Origin of the sequence: Bacillus paranthracis, from assembly GCF_001883995.1 — a bacterium.
GTDB lineage: Bacteria > Bacillota > Bacilli > Bacillales > Bacillaceae_G > Bacillus_A > Bacillus_A paranthracis.
The window spans coordinates 19,789-37,372 of sequence record NZ_MACE01000085.1 but is presented as its reverse complement, the minus strand read 5'-3'; the positions used below and the strand labels follow the sequence as shown (position 1 = coordinate 37,372).

16 protein-coding genes are annotated in these 17,584 nt (G+C 39.1%); all 16 read right to left on the bottom strand.

Annotation, left to right across the window (positions count from 1 at the left end; all coding sequences use genetic code 11):
- Positions 1 to 35: 35 nt before the first annotated feature.
- A complete protein-coding gene (locus BAQ46_RS28535; protein WP_001290395.1) occupies positions 36 to 230 on the bottom strand; it encodes a YjcZ family sporulation protein in 195 nt (64 codons plus the stop codon).
- Positions 231 to 399: 169 nt separating this feature from the next.
- Positions 400 to 1,725, bottom strand: coding sequence for a gluconate permease GntP (gene gntP / locus BAQ46_RS28530; protein ID WP_071743366.1), 1,326 nt, complete (start codon positions 1,723 to 1,725; stop codon positions 400 to 402).
- A 47-nt stretch (positions 1,726 to 1,772) separates the two neighbouring features.
- Positions 1,773 to 2,498 carry a GntR family transcriptional regulator gene (locus BAQ46_RS28525; protein WP_000539282.1) on the bottom strand — a complete coding sequence of 242 codons (726 nt, stop codon included), beginning with the start codon at positions 2,496 to 2,498 and terminating at the stop codon, positions 1,773 to 1,775.
- On the bottom strand, positions 2,498 to 3,514 hold the full coding sequence (locus BAQ46_RS28520; protein ID WP_071743364.1) for a sugar kinase: 1,017 nt from the start codon (positions 3,512 to 3,514) through the stop codon (positions 2,498 to 2,500). Before BAQ46_RS28520 ends, BAQ46_RS28525 begins: the two co-directional genes overlap by 1 nt.
- On the bottom strand, positions 3,507 to 4,262 hold the full coding sequence (dagF, locus tag BAQ46_RS28515) for a 2-dehydro-3-deoxy-phosphogluconate aldolase (RefSeq protein WP_044793624.1): 756 nt from the start codon (positions 4,260 to 4,262) through the stop codon (positions 3,507 to 3,509). The genes BAQ46_RS28520 and dagF overlap by 8 nt, the downstream gene beginning before the upstream one ends.
- Position 4,263: 1 nt before the next feature.
- A complete protein-coding gene (locus BAQ46_RS28510; RefSeq protein WP_071728702.1) occupies positions 4,264 to 5,367 on the bottom strand; it encodes a DgaE family pyridoxal phosphate-dependent ammonia lyase in 1,104 nt (367 codons plus the stop codon).
- Positions 5,345 to 6,445, bottom strand: coding sequence for an amidohydrolase/deacetylase family metallohydrolase (locus BAQ46_RS28505; protein WP_071743362.1), 1,101 nt, complete (start codon positions 6,443 to 6,445; stop codon positions 5,345 to 5,347). The genes BAQ46_RS28510 and BAQ46_RS28505 overlap by 23 nt, the downstream gene beginning before the upstream one ends.
- A 173-nt stretch (positions 6,446 to 6,618) precedes the next feature.
- Positions 6,619 to 7,479, bottom strand: a complete 861-nt coding sequence (locus BAQ46_RS28500; RefSeq protein ID WP_071743360.1) for a M15 family metallopeptidase — start codon at positions 7,477 to 7,479, stop codon at positions 6,619 to 6,621.
- An 82-nt stretch (positions 7,480 to 7,561) separates the two neighbouring features.
- A complete protein-coding gene (locus BAQ46_RS28495; protein WP_000369653.1) occupies positions 7,562 to 8,668 on the bottom strand; it encodes a HAMP domain-containing sensor histidine kinase in 1,107 nt (368 codons plus the stop codon).
- Positions 8,661 to 9,359: a response regulator transcription factor gene (locus BAQ46_RS28490; RefSeq protein ID WP_000822491.1), complete on the bottom strand. Its 699-nt coding sequence runs from the start codon at positions 9,357 to 9,359 to the stop codon at positions 8,661 to 8,663. Before BAQ46_RS28490 ends, BAQ46_RS28495 begins: the two co-directional genes overlap by 8 nt.
- Positions 9,360 to 9,593: 234 nt before the next feature.
- On the bottom strand, positions 9,594 to 10,700 hold the full coding sequence (gene menC / locus BAQ46_RS28485; protein WP_071743359.1) for an o-succinylbenzoate synthase: 1,107 nt from the start codon (positions 10,698 to 10,700) through the stop codon (positions 9,594 to 9,596).
- On the bottom strand, positions 10,701 to 12,146 hold the full coding sequence (locus BAQ46_RS28480) for an o-succinylbenzoate--CoA ligase (protein ID WP_071743357.1): 1,446 nt from the start codon (positions 12,144 to 12,146) through the stop codon (positions 10,701 to 10,703).
- Positions 12,147 to 12,548: 402 nt separating this feature from the next.
- Positions 12,549 to 13,367 carry a 1,4-dihydroxy-2-naphthoyl-CoA synthase gene (menB, locus tag BAQ46_RS28475; RefSeq protein WP_071743355.1) on the bottom strand — a complete coding sequence of 273 codons (819 nt, stop codon included), beginning with the start codon at positions 13,365 to 13,367 and terminating at the stop codon, positions 12,549 to 12,551.
- A gap of 69 nt (positions 13,368 to 13,436) precedes the next feature.
- Positions 13,437 to 14,249, bottom strand: a complete 813-nt coding sequence (gene menH, locus BAQ46_RS28470; RefSeq protein WP_071743353.1) for a 2-succinyl-6-hydroxy-2,4-cyclohexadiene-1-carboxylate synthase — start codon at positions 14,247 to 14,249, stop codon at positions 13,437 to 13,439.
- On the bottom strand, positions 14,246 to 16,000 hold the full coding sequence (gene menD / locus BAQ46_RS28465) for a 2-succinyl-5-enolpyruvyl-6-hydroxy-3-cyclohexene-1-carboxylic-acid synthase (RefSeq protein ID WP_071743351.1): 1,755 nt from the start codon (positions 15,998 to 16,000) through the stop codon (positions 14,246 to 14,248). The genes menH and menD overlap by 4 nt, the downstream gene beginning before the upstream one ends.
- Positions 15,997 to 17,391 (bottom strand): isochorismate synthase, encoded by a 1,395-nt coding sequence (locus tag BAQ46_RS28460; protein WP_071743349.1) that lies wholly within the window; start codon positions 17,389 to 17,391, stop codon positions 15,997 to 15,999. Before BAQ46_RS28460 ends, menD begins: the two co-directional genes overlap by 4 nt.
- Positions 17,392 to 17,584: the final 193 nt, after the last annotated feature.

Here is a 17,584-nt window from a genome sequence, read left to right as displayed (position 1 = left end):
GCGTATTGCACAAGGCCATTTTCAATAGTTTTTAATTAGCAGCAATATCCGCCGTAGCCACCATATCCGTAGCCGCCGTAACCGCCATAACCACAACCGCCTCCGCCACCGAAGCAGCTAGCACCGATGATAATTAATAAAATAAACAATACGATTAGAAGCGCAAAACCGCCTCCGCACCCATGTCTGCGGTTACAATCATCATGTCTGTGTTCACACTTTTCGCTCATTACTCTATTCCTCCTTTAGTATCATTCATAACAAGTTCACCTTGCTCTAAATGAGGGGATTCCATTTATATTATGTTTTCAGGGCGAATAGGAAGCTTGGCTTGCTTAAAAACGGGCTTGTTTTTAGAAATGGGCTTTATCAAAAAAAAGATACCTGTTAAGGTATCTCCTAAAGAAACATATTCAATAAAAGCGCAAAACCAAATGCAATAAATGATAACAATGTCTCGAGTACCGTCCACGTTTTAAACGTTTCCTTCACCGTCAAACCTAAATACTCTTTTACAAGCCAGAACCCCGCATCATTTACGTGAGAAAACATTAACGAGCCTGCTCCGGTTGCTATAACGAGCAATTCTAAATTCACACCAGACATGTGCTGAATAACTGGTGAAACAATCCCTGCTGCTGTCGTTAATGCTACTGTCGCTGAACCTGTTGCAATTCGAATTAATCCAGCTACCATAAAAGCTAATACGATTGGTGATAACGATATATGTTCTGCCATTTGCGCGATCGCCGTTCCAACGCCGCTTTCAATTAATATTTGTTTAAATCCACCGCCTGCACCGATAATTAAAATAATGGAACCGACAGGTAATAAGCTTTCATCCGTTAATTTTTTAATCATCTTTTTATTAATTCCTTGTCTTATTCCAAGTAAATAAAATGCTGCGAAACATGAAATAAGTAAAGCGATTACTGGACTTCCAATAAATACAAAAAATTCAGTCATCTTTTTCGGTAATGAAATATATGGTGCAACGACCGATAAAATCATCAATACAACTGGTAATAAAATAATAAAGAATGAAACTTTACGACTCGGTAAATCAGTTGAGACAGTCGTAACTCGAATAAGCTCTGGTTCATTTTCAGGTATCACCCTTTTATGTACCCACTTTGCAAATATCGGTCTTGCGATAATGGCTGTTGGTAACGCGATAAGTAATGAATATAAAAGTACCTTTCCTAAGTTCGCGTTATAAATACCGATTGCTGTCATCGCCCCTGGATGTGGTGGCACGAGCCCGTGAACAATAGATAACCCAGCAATAACAGGTAAAGCAATTAATAATATGTTTTGTTTCGTTGTTTTTCGAATTGAAATAACAAGTGGTAATAAAATGACAATCCCTACTTCAAAAAAGACGGGAATCCCTATAACAAACCCTGCAAATAACATAGCCCAAGGTAATTTTTTTACGCCGAAAAATCGAATAAAGAAATCTGCAACTTGCATGCCTGCCCCTGAATCAGACATCATTTTCCCTAAAATTGTTCCGAGAGCTAAAATACCAACTAAATGCCCTAGTACACTACCAACACCAGATTCATAGGCAGTCACTATTTTCGTTAAATTCAATCCAGACATAATAGCTAAAAATAAACTCGCAACTGTTAAACTAATAAATGCATGCCACTTCCACCATGATACCCCTAAAATAACAATCGCAATTGCAAGTAACGTGACGATTAATAAGTATATATCCATCTCTCATTCCCCTTACTTTATAAAAAAAGAGGGCGAATACCCTCTTTTTATACGTCATAATTCACTACATAATGCTGCATTTCTGTATTGTAGTAGCCCTCGCTATATTCAATTACTTCGCCAACTTCATCGTAAGAATAGCGCATTCGTTTTAATAGCGCTGTCCCCTCTTTTTCACCTAACGCTTCTGCAACGAAACTAGGCGCAAGTCCAACAGCGAATTCATCTCTGAAGTTTTCTAAATGAATACCTCGGTCTTCAACTAAATCATAAAGCGATTGCAAGTCAAAGTCCGATAAATCTGTACTTGCCATTTTCGCTGAGAAATAGTGCGTATAATGAATGTACGGTGCATCATTTAACGTATATAAACGTTCAATACGAAAACTCTCTTTACCGAATAATCGAAATGGCACTGTTCCTTCTTCATTCTGAACAATTTCTGCTTTTAGCAATTTTTTCTGTACTTTATATCCTTCTTCCACTAACACTTCAGTAAATTTCTTACCCTTTGACAGTTTTGTCGCAGAAGTGTTACGTATAACTTTCGTTCCTTTACCGCTTTTCTTTTCCAAATATCCTTCTTGAGCAAGTTCTTTAATCGCATTTCGTACTGTAATTTTGCTCACTTTGAACTCTTCTTCTAACTGCGGTTCGGAAGGAATATTCGTATGAATTGCATATACACCATGCAATATTCGATCACGAATAATGTTTTTTATTTGTAAATATAATGGTCCTTTTTTCCTCGTTACGTTCACCGTTACACCCACTACCTTTCTACATCACCTACTGATGCCGTCATTGCCCGAAGTATATCCTTCTCTGATGACATTGGCGTATCACCGACGATTGTATGTGCAAGCATTCCAGCTGCTGACGCAAATGAAACAGCTTTCTCTGGTGCAAACTCTTCTATCTCGCCATGAATAATCCCGCTCGTATAAGCATCTCCAGCACCTATTCTATCATATACAGAAAACGTAAGTGTTTTTGCAAAAGTGAACGCACCATCTTTACATATAAATCCGCGAAGCGAGTGTGTATTATCGCTATTAATAGAGCGATGTGTACCAGCGATTGTAGCGATACTATACGTTTCAGCTACCTTTGGAATAAGATCCATGAGCTGCGCCTCTCGCTCCGTTTCTTCTGTTTTCATTCCTAAAACAAACATTGCATCTTTTTCATTCATCATTACAATATCAGCTAGCCCTAACATTTCTTCATAATGCGGTTTCGCCTGTTCATATCCGTCTTCTCCCCAAATTGATGGACGATAATTGCAATCAAAAACGACAGTGCCTCCGTTTTCTTTAACTGCTTTCGCTAAAGATTTCATATGATGGCGCACAGTATCATTCATCGCAAGTGTAATCCCGCAAAAATGAACGATATCAATTTCCTTCGCGATTTCTTCAAATTGATACATTTCTTCACATGCCGTATTAAAGCTACTTTCTAATCGATTCGAATATGTAACACGGCTTGCACGTGCGCCAAATCCATTTTCTAAAAAGTACATGCCGACATATTTACCGCCTCTTGAAACAAGCGAGGTTTGCACGCCTAATTTTTGAATGTAAGATAATGCAGCATCTCCAACCGAGTTTTCCAGTAAAGTAGAAATAAGAAGCCCTTCATGCCCGAGATGAGAAAGTGCTGCAGCAACGTTCACACCTGTACCAGAAAATGAGTATTTTAATGTATTAGCTTGCGATAACAATTCATATCCTGGTACTTGCAGGCGCATCATTACTTCACCGAATGCTGCAATTTTCTTACGCATATTGATCAACTAACTTCTTCACGACTGCTAATAATTCACGAACATCTTCTACTTTCGTATTGCCAGTTTCTTTATCAATAATAGAAGAGTACACATGCGGGATCACTTGCTCTACGTTTGCTTCAAGCGCAATACGTACAATTGTTTCAAAGTTTTCTTTATCGATTCCGCCCGTTGGCTCTAATGCGAATCCTTCTTCCGCACAAGCTTTCGCAACTGCGCGATATTCTTCTTCATGAGCTAGCCCTTTCATCGGGAAGTATTTCAATGAATTTCCGCCCATATCACGTACAAGTGCGATCGCTGTTTTAATTGGAACGATTGCTTTTTCTTCTCCAGCTGCACTAATTGGACCAGTAGAAATATTTACGTACCCTACTTTTCCTGTTGGCGATACTAAACTATTAATCCAGCTATCTTTTCCGCCAAGATTTGCACGCGTTGCTCCAACTGAAGGGAACACTTGGTTAATATGGCTACCTGGATAATGTTTCGCAATTTCAGCTACAACTGCTGCTTGGCGATTATCTCCTGCTCCTAGTCCGATCGATACAGCGTCATCAATTTCTTTTCCATATGCTTTCATCGCTGTAACAGCTTCTTCTACTGTTGGATAATCTTTTGATAATACACCTACTACTACATAACCTTCTGCTGCTTCAAAAATATCTTTCGCATTTTCGATATTGTTCGCTAATACATTTAATGCTACGCGGCCTTTATAAAAACGTTTTTGAATGTTTGTCATTTTAGTTTCCCCCTACAATTTCTCTCAATTTTTCTTCAATCACATGTATGTCATCACCTTGAAGTGGACGTGGATCAATATCAAAGAATCCTTGTCTTACTCCGTAATCACGTGTATAAATCGCGATTTCCCCTTCGCGTAATGCTGTCACAACGTCTTTTGCCGATTTATTTAACTCTTTTTCGTTAATATGAATACGAGCTCTAAAGATTGCTCTTCCCGCTTCATCTTGAACAATCGTTACATTTACACCGTTTAATTCTTTTAGCGGCATAAGTACTTGTAACAACTCTTTTTCTTGCTCACTCTTATCTTCTTTTACTCCGTACTCATCAAGCGCTTGAAGTAAGCCAAATGTTGTTTCTTTCCCAACTTTCATACTTCTTCCGATGCAATGTAATTGCACTTTCAGCCACTCAATATATTTTCGTTTCCCGCCAACAATACCAGAAGTAGGCCCTTCAATTGCTTTTGAACCGCTATAAATGGCAAGGTCTGCATACTTCACATATTTTTGAATATCTTCTTCAGCTGCCGCATCGACGATAAGTGGTACATTATTTCGCTGCGCAACTTCCCATGCTTCTTCAACAGAAATCATATTTTTTTGCACGGCATGATGTGATTTTACATAAAGAATTGCTGCTGTATTTTCACCAATTGCATCTTCAATATGCTCTGCTTTCCCTTCATTTGCATAGCCAACTTCTACAAGTTTTCCTCCGCCTAAGTAAATCATCGTTTCAACAGGAGCACCGTATTGAACGTTATGACCTTTTAACATAATCACTTCGTTTTTCGCGATGACTTCTTGATGAAGTCTTTCACTTTTACGGCGATTTCCTTCTGTCACAATTGCTGCGATAGAAAGCGCAATTCCGCTCGATGCTGAATTCACAACAACCGCTGCCTCTGCATCTAGAATTCTCGCAATATGGTCTCCTGCTTTATCTACTAAATCAGCAATTTCCACATAATTTTGTCCCCCATGTTTCATTGCATCCATAACTGTATCTGTCGGAGCGGATACACCTAAAATACTCATTCTACCGCTCGCATTAATCACTCTTTTTAATCCATACTTAGCATTCAATGAATGACCCATTGATTACAACCCCTTTCGTATCAATCCTTCTTTCAGCAATGCGCTGATCCCCTTCTGAATCTATTAACGTAATCTTCTCATCTTTCACTGTAAATAAAGTTAAATTTGCAATATCACCTTCTTGAATACGGCCAAGCTCTGGTTTCTTAAGCCACTCTGCTGCATTTTTCGTAACCGCATCAATCACTTCTTCTAGCGAATAACCTAAGTAAAGGAATTTCGAAAGAACGTGAGCCATACTATACACAGGACCGTGCACGCGATTCTTCCGGTAAATATCTGTACTAATTGTATTAAAGGCAATACCGTGACGCTTCGCTGTTTCTGCTACTTTAAAAGAAAAACTAGCATTCCCGTGACCAACATCTAAATGTACGCCGCGATTCACTGCATCTAGTAACACAGGTAGCGGTTTGCCTTCTTCATCAAATAAATTATTTTCTTTCCCGTTTAAGTAATGTGTAATAACATCATCTTTTTCTAAAAGAGGTACAACTTCCTCAATGCGAGGAGGCGCTGAACCGATATGTACCATAATCGGTAATGATGTTTCACGTGATAAAGAGCGCGCTACATGAAGCGGTTCAATTCCACTATCACAAACGACGCTTTTACTCATTCTCGCCTTTAACCCAACGATTACATCTTTATACTTTTCTACTGCTTCTATTACTTTCTCTTTATCGATCCATTCCATATTGGATAATTCATCAATTCGTTTCAAACCGATGCGAGAAATATTTAAAAAGGCAAATAAATTCGTTTTCGCCTGCTCTCTATTTTTTACTAAATCTGCAATGCGATCAGCTCCGCAGCTACCCGCATCAACAATTGTCGTTACCCCTTGTTTAACGCCAATTTCATCCACCTCATCGCCATACGGATCAAACTCTGGAAAAGCATGAACGTGCAAATCAATCCAACCACTCGATACGTAAGTACCTGAGTAATCAAGAACCTTTCCACCCTCTCCAGCACCTGCTTTCGTCACCTGTGCGATTTTATTATTTTCAATTACAATGTCAATCTCTTCCCCGTTCACACGTTTCACATTACGTAGTACGAATCGTTCTGTCATTGTACTTCACCCTTTTCTATAAGAAGCCATAAGAATACGCTTACATTAAAGTTTCATTTTTTATATCTTTCACACGTTTAGCGTAACACAAAAAAAGGGAGAAGTAAATATAACGTTATAATGTTTAAATTTAAATAAAAAGATGCTGCTCCAAAACGGAACAACCTCTTTTTCTATTCCTGAACCGTCACAATAACCCCGTCCATATTGTTTCCCGAAATTTCATACTGCTTATTCACCGGAACATTCACTTTCCTATTCCCGGAAACTTTATAATAAGAAACCGTATATTGCTTACCTTCCACATCGGTTGTGATTTCTTTTTGCTCTTTTAAGAAGTCTAAGTATTCCTCTAATGTAATTTTCTTTTTTTGCATAATTGCACTATGAGGTAGGCCGACATAACGGATGTGCCATGGCTCATATTGAATGCCTGTAATGTTACTTTTATTTTTCGGATAGCGTAAAACAAATCCGTGCTTCCATACGTTCTCTTCAATCCATTTTCCTTCAGGCGCTTTTTCCATTTTCTTTTGCGTTGAACCAACGTCCAGTGATAACCCTAAATTATGTTCACTATATCCTGCTGGGAGTGCATAATCAGATCCCATTTTTTCATATAGCTGTCTTTGCTCTTGGAAATCTCGATAGCCGCTATTCATTAAGAAATGTTGTACGCCATCTTTTCCAGCCGCATCGACAACGTTCAAAAACTTTTTTACAACATCCTTTGATAAACGAAGATTTCTATCAAATATTACGTAGCCTCTCACTAATTCACTATTATGATTTACATTTATAATATCAGACCTAATGCTATCTTTTTTTAGTGGATAATCTTTGTTAACTAATAATAGATTCCCTTTATAAATTTCTTCTTTTGTAATCTCTACCTTTTCCATATTTGCATTCTTTATTGCGCTATTTTCGTCGCCGATTTTCACATCAATTTCTTTTTGAAATAACGGTGATATATATAAGCCTACACAGATTGTGCATGCGATAAAAAGAGAAATAAATACCCACTTTTTCATTTCTAGTTCCTCCTTAACGTAACTTACGTATAGAATAGAAAAAACTATTAAAATAAAAAGTGGGGTAAAGTTTAAATTTTTATTAAATTGTTACGTGCTCGTCTTTTGGCAATCGCACTTCAAACATTGTTCTAACTATATTACTTTCAGCAGAAATCGTCCCGTTATGCTGTTCAACAATATTTTTCGCAATAAATAGCCCAAGGCCTGTCCCGCCACGGTTTTCTGACCTCGATTTATCACCTGTATAAAACATATCAAAAAGATACGGTAGGTCCTCTTCTGGAATGCTATCTCCGTAATTCATAACTTGTACGACAACTTCTTCATTATCGATATACCCATTCAAATCAACAAATTGCCCATCATATCCGTAACGAACAGCATTTGTTAACAAGTTTTCAAATACTCTAGCTAACAATTTCCCATCACCGTTAATCGGCAAATGAGGATCAACATTCAATCTAGCTTCTAAATGATGTTTTTCTAATAACGGATACAATTCCTCATCTAGCTGTATAAGCAGCTCACTTATATCAATCGGCTTTTTATCCAGCTTTAGCATGCCATAATTCATACGTGTAATTTCAAATAACTCATCAATTAAACTTTCGAGCCTTTGCGATTTCGTATATGCAATTGTAGAGAAATGTTTAATTTGTTCTTTTGTTAAATTTTCATCTTTAAGAATTAAATCTAAATAACCTAAAACAGATGTTAACGGCGTTCTTAAATCATGAGCTAAATTTACAACGAGCTGATCTTTACTACTCTCAGCAAAGTCTCCTCTTTCCACCGCTTCTTTTAACTTTTCACTCGCAACATTTATTTCACGCGCGATGTCTCCAAATTCATCATTTGATGAAACTTGAACTCTATTCGTAAAGTTACCGTTCGCAAGATGATGAATCCCGTTAGAAATCTCACTAAAATACTTTAAATACGGTTTTGTCAAAAAGAAGAAAAAGATAATAGACAACGGGATAAAGAAAATTAAAAAGAAGTTAATGTCTCCAAATTCCCTTACGATTGACCTAAATTGTGCTAAAGGCTCTTCATAGCGAACCATCGTTTTATAATACAACTGCAATCCTTTATAAATTATATAAGTTACAGTTGCAGCGAACACCATACTTAACGCAAATAAGGCAATCATTTTAAATCGAAAGCTTTTCATCATGTTATCCATTGAAAGTATACCCTACTCCCCACACTGTTTTTATTAGCTTATCTTTTCTTTTATCTTCCCCAAGTTTTTTCCGCAACGTACGAATATGTACCATAACTGTATTTCCGCCTTCATAATAATCATCTGCCCATACTTGCTGAAAAATATTTTCCACATTGTATACTTTCTTCGGGTGACTCGCTAATAAATATAAAATATCAAACTCTTTCGGTGTTAATTCAACTTGTTCTCCGTACACATTTACTGTTCTTCGCTCAGGATCAATCACGACCCCGCCTACCTCTAAAGCAGATTTATTCTCCGCTACTTTCGGCTGATTTAACGTAAGAAACCTACGTAATTGTGCATTTACACGTGCAACTAATTCAATCGGTGTAAAAGGTTTCGTCATATAATCATCTGCACCTAATACAAGACCTGTCACCTTATCAAAATCAGACGTTTTCGCACTTAAGAAAATGATTGGCATATGATGCTTCGCACGAATTTGGCGCGTCACTTCATACCCATCCATTTTCGGCATCATAATATCTAAAACCACTAAATCGATTGGCTGCGTTTCAATAATATGAATTGCCTCTTCTCCATCAGCTGCTTTCACGACGTGGTACCCTTCTTTTTCTAAATGTATCTCAATTAAATCAGCAATTTCTGCCTCATCATCCGCTATTAAAATGGAAATGCGCTTCATTTTACTCCCCCTTTATACGCTCGATTGTAAACTAGTCTATCCAATTTGTACAATAAGAAAAGGCTACTCGCGGGAGTAACCTTAGTAAATGAAATTATATCGACGATTTTCCAAATATATCGAACACAACTTGAATTATATCGACGATTTTTTTAATATATCGACGTTTCGACAAGAAATATCGACTTACCGACAATTAACGACGAAATTCGCCCACTATTTTAAAGACTCAACCTACCGCTCAAACACAATCCGCTGCTTCGTGATTTCCGCCAGCCTTCCGCGATCTACTTCATACTCAGTATCAACGCTTTGCGGCACCATCACTTTCCCTCCCTCAAGCATCACTTGCGGTGAAATAATATCCTTCTCCCAATGTCTACTAGAAGCGGATATATCGCCTGGAATCGTAAAGTTAGGCAGTGAGGCAAGGGCAACATTTTGTGCTCTTGAAATCCCCATCTCTACCATACCGCCGCACCAAACTGGTATGTTATGCTCCATACAATAATTATGGATTTGGATTGATTCTGTTAATCCGCCCACTCGCCCTGGTTTAATGTTAACGATTTGACAACTGCCAAGTGTAATCGCAACACGCGCATCTTCTAAACTATGGATACTTTCGTCCAAACAAATTGGCGTTTCTATTTTCTTTTGCAACTGTGCATGATCAAGAAAATCGTAATCCGCTAGCGGTTGCTCAATCATCATCAATTGGAATTCATCTAGTCGTTTCAGACTCTCTGTATCCGCTAATGTATACGCTGAATTTGCATCAGCCATTAACGGGATATGTGGAAACTCTTTACGAATTTCTTTCAATAACTCATAATCATGCTCTGGCTTTATTTTCACTTTAAAACGCTCGTATCCTTCTTCCGCGTACTTCTCGATTTGTTTTAACATAACCGGAATCGTATTAAGCCCAATTACAACACCAACTTCAATTTCAGCTTTCGTTCCGCCAAGCAATGTCGCTAATGATTTCTTTTGACGCTTCGCATATAAATCCCAAACAGCCCCTTCAATTCCAGCCTTTGCCATTCGGTTTCTTTTTATATGCTGGAACAAACTTGGCACTTCATTCGGATGAGAAATTTCAGCCTTTAATAAATCCGGTAATAAAAAGTCTTGCAGTACATGCAGCGCCGTCTTCACTGTTTCTTCCGTATACCACGGTTCAGAAAAAGCAACGACTTCCCCAAATCCAATGTACCCGTCCGTACCTTCTAATTCAATGACGATACTCTCACGCTTTTCATACGTTCCGTAGCTTGCAGCAAACGGGATGACGAGTGGCATTTCCGTTATATGAAGTGTCGCTTTTTTTATCTCCACTTACATCTCCTCCACTAATTGTCTTAACTCTCGTCTTAACAATTTTTTCGAAGCATTTCGTGGTAATTCCTCTAAGAACCACGCTTTTTTCGGCACTTTATATTTCGCTAATTTCTCCTCGCAAAAGTGAAGAATTTCTTCTTCTGTTACCTCTCCACTTTTTACAACAAAAGCAGCGGGTACTTGTCCCCATTTATCATCAGTCATACCGACAACACCAGCTTCCGCTACCGCCGGATGAGAAAGCAACACTTCTTCAATTTGAGCTGGATATATATTCTCTCCGCCAGAAATAATTAAATCACTGCGGCGATCTAATACGTATAAAAATCCTTCTTCATCTAAATAACCGAGGTCACCAGTATGAAGCCATCCGTTTTGAATTGTCTCACGCGTCGCATCTTCACGGTTAAAGTAACCACCTGTTACGTTCGGTCCTTTTACTACGATCTCGCCTTCTGTAAACGCCGGCACTACTACGCCATCTTTTTCAATACGCAGTTGGCACTGAAATAGTGGTTTTCCAGCTGACCCTACTTTCGTTAACATATAATCTGCGGATAACGTACAAATTTGCGAAGACGTTTCTGTCATACCGTACGTTTGATATACAGGAATCCCTTTATCAACACACGTTTCTAATAACGGTTTCGGCGCTGGTCCTCCGCCAAGTAACATACATCGTAAAGAAGATGGATATGTCTCTGCCCCAAGTCGCTCTAATAAATCAGTTAACATTTTAGAAACGACAGAAATAATCGTTACACCTCTCGTTTGAAGTGCTTTATGAATAAAATCAGCATCATATTTCGGAACGAGTAAAATGCGCATGCCGTACATAATATTTTTCATTAAAAGAGATAGCCCGCCAACGTGGAACATCGGCATACAAGCTAACCAGCAATCATCATCACGAAGTCCTAAATTAAGCGAAGAACCAACCGCGCTTGCCCAATGATTGCCGTACGTTAAAATAACGCCTTTCGGTTTTCCAGTCGTCCCTGACGTATAAATAATTGTCATCGCTTCTTTTAAAGAGAATTCTTCTTGTATAGAGGCTTCCTCTTTTGGTCCATTCATTATGTCGGTGAATGAATACACAGGAATATCTTTAGCCTCAAAATCTTGATCTGTCACTAAACAAATAACTTCAGCATCATCCATTTGCCAAAGTAGCTCTTCTCTTGAAAGACGCGTATTTAAAAGCACAGCTACTGCACCTACGTACGATAGGGCGTGAATAACTGTAATCATCTTCATACCATTTTTCATCAGAACAGCCACCTTTTGCCCACGCTTCACTCCTATATGTGTGAGGTGTTCACAAACAGATACTACTTTTTCATGCAGCTGCATAAAAGTAACTTTCTCTTCCTCTATTTCAATTGCAGTGCGATCTGGTGTTAAAAATGCACGTTGCATTAACCAATTTGGCATCGTCTCCATCATTCATTCTCCTTTCATGAAAGAAAGAGACTTGATATGACATCAAGTCTCTTAGTTGTTTTGTTTCCGGTTTGACCTTATCCAGCTGCGCCTCCTAGCCCCTTCCGTCTAAGAACCTTAGCCAACGGGGCTAAACAGTCGACTCCGCTTTTAAAACATCCAGCTACAGCGGCTAGAACAGTCGGTCGTTTCACGCCTTCCTACGAGGCAAAAAGCGCCTCTACGTCAGGAGTTCCAACGCCCTCTTGTTCTAAGTGAGCCGCTTTCGCTTTTGATCTCATCCAGCTACAGCAGCTAGAATGTTCGGTGGCTTCACTTCTTCCTACGAGGCAAAAAGCGCCTCTACGTCAGAAGCTCCATCCCCCTCACATTCTGAACGAGCTGCTTCCACTTTTGGTTTGATCACGGGAAACGAGGGAATTGACCGAAGTCTGGACGGCGTTTTTCTTTGAACGCGTCGCGACCTTCTTTTGCTTCGTCAGTTGTGTAGTACAATAACGTTGCATCTCCAGCTAGTTGTTGAATACCAGCTAGACCGTCTGTGTCTGCGTTAAATGCAGCTTTTAGGAAACGAAGTGCCATTGGGCTGTTTGCTAAAATTTCTTCTGCCCATTGTACTGTTTCTGCTTCAAGTTGTTCTAATGGTACTACTGTATTTACTAAGCCCATATCAAGCGCTTCTTGTGCACTATATTGACGGCATAGGTACCAAATTTCGCGAGCTTTCTTGTGACCTACCATACGAGCTAAGTAACCAGCTCCGTATCCACCGTCAAAGCTTCCTACTTTAGGACCTGTTTGTCCGAATACAGCGTTGTCTGCAGCAATTGTTAAGTCACATACGATATGAAGTACGTGCCCACCACCGATTGCATAACCTGCTACCATTGCGATAACTGGTTTAGGAATTGCGCGAATTAGACGTTGTAAGTCTAATACATTTAAACGAGGGATTTGGTCGTCACCTACATATCCACCATGACCGCGAACTTTTTGGTCGCCGCCAGAACAGAATGCACGTCCACCTTCACCTGTTAAAATGATAACGCCAACATTTGCATCATCACGAGCATGTGCAAAAGCGTCGATTAACTCCATTACCGTTTTAGGACGGAATGCGTTATGTACTTCAGGGCGGTTAATCGAAATCTTTGCGATACCATTGTATGTTGAATAAATAATATCTTTGTAATTGCCTTCTTTTACCCATTCAATAGCCATTACAACTACCTCCTTGTATATTTCTGATCTCCTCTATAAGTGTAACTTCATTCTTAACTGAAAAAAGCATCACTGCATAGTTTTTAGAAATCCCTTTACTATTGTATCAAACTTTTCCGGTTGTTCCACATGAATTGCATGGCCAGCACCATCAATTTTGACAAATTTCGCGTCAGAGACGCATTTTTCGATATTTTTTAATATACGAAAGAACTTTTCATCATGCTCACCGTTCATTAAAAGAACAGGCATTTTTAAGTTTTTCAGCTCATTCCACCATGAAGGCTGAGCCCCTGTTCCCATGCCGCGCAAGCTATTTGCGAGCCCTTTTGGATTGTTAGCAAGTCGTTCTTTTCGCACTGCTTCTTGTACGTTTTGTGCTAAACGTTTTTGCGTTTCAAACAACGGAATATTTTCCCACATCGATACAAAACTTTCGATGCCTTCTCGCTCAATTTTTTGAGCAAGTCGCTCATCTTTTTCACAGCGTTCTTTTCGCTCATCTTCACTTTCAAGCCCAGCTGTACAATTTTCTAATAAAAGAGAGCGTACATATTCTGGATATAGACACGCCATTGTAATCGCCAGTCTACCGCCCATTGAATAGCCAAGTATATGCGCCTTTTCAATATGAAGATAATCTAATAGTTCTTTCATTTGCAATGCCGCATTTCGAATATCATAATGCGTCACATCTTCAGGGCTTTCCGTTTTTCCGTGCCCAACAATATCTACTAAAATGACTTGAAATTGCTCACTCCAAGAAGGAACGAAAGAACGCCACGTCTCCATGCTTCCCGTAAAACCATGAAGAAGTAGAAGTGGTTCCCCGCTTCCGACTACTTCATATTCATACGATACACCTTGCAGTGTTACGTTCATTTTGATTCACCTTGCAACGATGTAGTAATTACGTCCTGTGTTTTTGCCCATAACGTACGGTGCAATGTTAAGTTTTCATCACGGTTCGTACAAATTTCTACAACGTGTAAACCTTCTTTCGTTGCACCCTTTTGTACTTCTTCTCGGAACTGCTCCCAGCCATTTACACGGCTAAATGAACCACCGTACATTGTAACAACATGCTCATAATCAAGCCCAATTGGAGTTCCAAATAATGATTCGAAATGTTCCTTTTTCTCATATTGTGGTAAGAATGAGAAAATACCACCACCGTCATTATTTACAACGACAATCGTTATGTTTAATTCATGTAATTTTGCGGCTAGTAGTCCATTTAAATCGTGATAGAATGATAAATCACCAATCACTAATACGAGTGGATTGCAAATCATGCTCGCTCCTAAAGCTGTCGAAATGATCCCATCAATCCCATTTACACCGCGATTTGCCATTACTTGAATGTCTTTATCCGATGTGAAGAAGAAAGAATCTGTATCACGAATTGGCATACTATTACTTGCAAATAACGTTGCCCCTTCTGGTAATACGCGGACAATATCTGTAATGACTCTTCCTTCAAATGCCGTATCATATGTTTCCATTTCACGAAGCGTTTCCTTCGTTTTTTCGTTTATATGTTGCCACATTTGGGACCAATCATTCTTTTTCATAACTGGCATTTTTTCTATTAGTGCACTGCAAAATGCAATATCACTCGCTTGGACAACTTCTGTTGCAACGAGAGCCGGATCTCTCCATTGTCCAGATTCGTCAACAACGATATGAACGGCTTTCGTCTGTTTTTTAATGAATTGCGTTAATGCTTTCGAAACAGGCATACCACCGAAGCGAATTAAAACGTCCGGCTTCCACGTTTCTTTTAACAATTCATTTCGTAAAAATGTATCGTAACAGTCAATTACCATCGTTTTGTCGTGGTGCCCGCTACGAATGTTAGAAAGTGGATCCGCTAATATTGGATATCCCGTTTTTTCAGCTAGTTGCGTTGCAAACGTTGCGATTTCTGAATGACTATCATCTCCACAAATAATAAGCCCCTTTTCCATATGTGAAAGGCGCCCTACAAGAGAATCTACATATTCACTCGGCATCACCGCGTTCCCTCGCTGAACTACTCCTGTATATTCTCCGCGTCCTTTATCCCATAAACTTTCTAATGAGAAGTCCGGGATAAGCGGTTCGCGAACCGGAAAATTAAGATGAACAGGTCCTTGCGGTGCTAAAAGCGCGCTTGCTATCGTGCGCTGCGTTGTCATGCGAGCGTAATGATACATCGCCTCATTCGCTTCTGGAAGTGCCATCTCTGTAAATTGCTTCACAAACGTGCCGTATAAATTAATTTGATTCATCGCTTGTGGTGCACCGACATCTCTTAATTCATGCGGTCTATCTGCCGTTAAGACGATAAGCGGCACTCGCGAATGAAAAGCTTCACATACAGCTGGATAGTAGTTCGCTGCAGCCGTTCCTGACGTACATAATAATGCAACAGGACGTTTTTTCGCTTTTGCAATACCGAGCGCAAAAAATCCTGCAGATCTTTCATCTACATGTAAATATGTGTTCATTCCTTCATGTTGTTCCATTAGTAGAGCAATCGGCGTTGACCGTGAGCCTGGACTAATGACAACATCACATACATTTAGACGCGTCAGTTCATCCACGAACGCGCCTAAATAATATGATAATGCTTCTATATGATTGTTCATTTCATTAATTCCTCCAAAGCACCAAGCATCGGTCTAAACTTCAAACTTGTTTCTTCATATTCAAGTTGCGGTACTGAATCAATTACAATCCCGCAACCGGCAAATAAGGATGCTTTCTCTCCATTTAATAATCCGCAGCGAAGTGCAACCGCAAATTCACCATTTCCTTCATCATCTATCCAGCCAATCGGTGCACCATATAATCCTCTGTCTAACAATTCAACATCACGAATTAGTTTCATCGCTTCCAAACGAGGTGTCCCGCCAAGAGCTGGTGTTGGATGTAATTCTTCTACCATCGTTAAAAGACTCGCGTCGCCTTTTGCCTCTACAGGCGTATATAAATGAATTAAGTTTTTCGTTGTTAATAGACCGGGACTTTCCGGAATATTAACGGATTCGCAGTGCTCATTTAATACTCCTCGAATCATGTTCACAACATAACCGTGTTCAGCTAAATTCTTTTCATCATGAAGAAGTGCATCACTATTTCGCTTACTTTCTTCTATAGATTGACCATGACCAGTTGAACCAGCAAGACACATTGAAGTAAACTTCTCATCTTCTTTGCGAATTAATCTCTCTGGCGTCGCTCCTAAGAAGCATGCTCCTTTATAATCAAAAGAAAATACGTAACAATCTGGTTGCCCAATGCGAAGTGCTTCTAAAACAAGCGCAGAATCAATATGATGATCCATCTCTACTTTTAGCTCCCTCGCTAATACAACCTTCTGCACGTTCCCCTGCTTCATCTCATCTTGCACTTTCTCAATGGACTTCATCCAGCCTTTCGGATCCACTTCTACTTTAGAAGTAACTGTTAATTTCGATCCTTCTAGTGCACATTTACTCTCCTCAAAAATTTTCTCTTCTAAAGAAACAATTTCGTTATAAAGAGTTTCTGCACAATCTGTTGCTGAAACGAATGTATTCATTGTTAACCATGCTCTTTCATTTTTTACAGTTAATAAAAATGCCGGTAGTGAAAATGTCGTATCATCAAATTCTTTCCATAAATCTGTTTTCTCTTTTTCTTGGTCAAATGAAAATCCACCAAATAAAAGAGGACCTGTTCCAAATTCGTATCTTTCTCTTTGTACAAATGCTTTCTCTTTTACTTTATCCCACTCGTCACGAGCAGTTTGAAAGCGTTTGTGAGAAGCAGTTGCTATAGTGAAAACAGAACCAATTCCAGCAAATATTACATGCTGAGCTGGGTCTGCAAAATAACATCTATTTTCGAATGAGATCCTTTTTCCTGCTGCATAAAACAGAAGTGGATCCATCCAGTCTATTTTTTTTACAAAACTAACCAATATTTTTTCATCAGTTGCATGCTTAATGGCTGCACTTAGAACTTCCTGCAAGCCTTTTTGTTTCGTTTGAATCACAATTGTCTCCCCCCTATGGGCGAAAAATAGTCATAATTACGCTTGATTTTAAGATACACCTCAAACGAAAGGCCTGTCAACGTTTAGCATTTCTGAGAAATTCACCTTCTCTTCCTAGAAAATAAACGTTGACACTAAATGATGCTTTTTCTACACTTAGTTGTGTACAATATGTGACCAAAGGAGGATTCAA

What these genes read in the sequence shown, in the direction of transcription:
- BAQ46_RS28535 (WP_001290395.1), bottom strand. Translation starts at nt 230, where the DNA reads ATGAGCGAAAAGTGTGAACACAGACATGATGATTGTAACCGCAGACAT.
- gntP (WP_071743366.1), bottom strand. Translation starts at nt 1,725, where the DNA reads ATGGATATATACTTATTAATCGTCACGTTACTTGCAATTGCGATTGTT.
- BAQ46_RS28520 (WP_071743364.1), bottom strand. Translation starts at nt 3,514, where the DNA reads ATGCGTAAGAAAATTGCAGCATTCGGTGAAGTAATGATGCGCCTGCAA.
- dagF (WP_044793624.1), bottom strand. Translation starts at nt 4,262, where the DNA reads ATGACAAACATTCAAAAACGTTTTTATAAAGGCCGCGTAGCATTAAAT.
- BAQ46_RS28510 (WP_071728702.1), bottom strand. Translation starts at nt 5,367, where the DNA reads ATGGGTCATTCATTGAATGCTAAGTATGGATTAAAAAGAGTGATTAAT.
- BAQ46_RS28505 (WP_071743362.1), bottom strand. Translation starts at nt 6,445, where the DNA reads ATGACAGAACGATTCGTACTACGTAATGTGAAACGTGTGAACGGGGAA.
- BAQ46_RS28500 (WP_071743360.1), bottom strand. Translation starts at nt 7,479, where the DNA reads ATGAAAAAGTGGGTATTTATTTCTCTTTTTATCGCATGCACAATCTGT.
- BAQ46_RS28495 (WP_000369653.1), bottom strand. Translation starts at nt 8,668, where the DNA reads ATGGATAACATGATGAAAAGCTTTCGATTTAAAATGATTGCCTTATTT.
- BAQ46_RS28490 (WP_000822491.1), bottom strand. Translation starts at nt 9,359, where the DNA reads ATGAAGCGCATTTCCATTTTAATAGCGGATGATGAGGCAGAAATTGCT.
- BAQ46_RS28480 (WP_071743357.1), bottom strand. Translation starts at nt 12,146, where the DNA reads ATGGAGACGATGCCAAATTGGTTAATGCAACGTGCATTTTTAACACCA.
- menB (WP_071743355.1), bottom strand. Translation starts at nt 13,367, where the DNA reads ATGGCTATTGAATGGGTAAAAGAAGGCAATTACAAAGATATTATTTAT.
- menH (WP_071743353.1), bottom strand. Translation starts at nt 14,249, where the DNA reads ATGAACGTAACACTGCAAGGTGTATCGTATGAATATGAAGTAGTCGGA.
- menD (WP_071743351.1), bottom strand. Translation starts at nt 16,000, where the DNA reads ATGAACAATCATATAGAAGCATTATCATATTATTTAGGCGCGTTCGTG.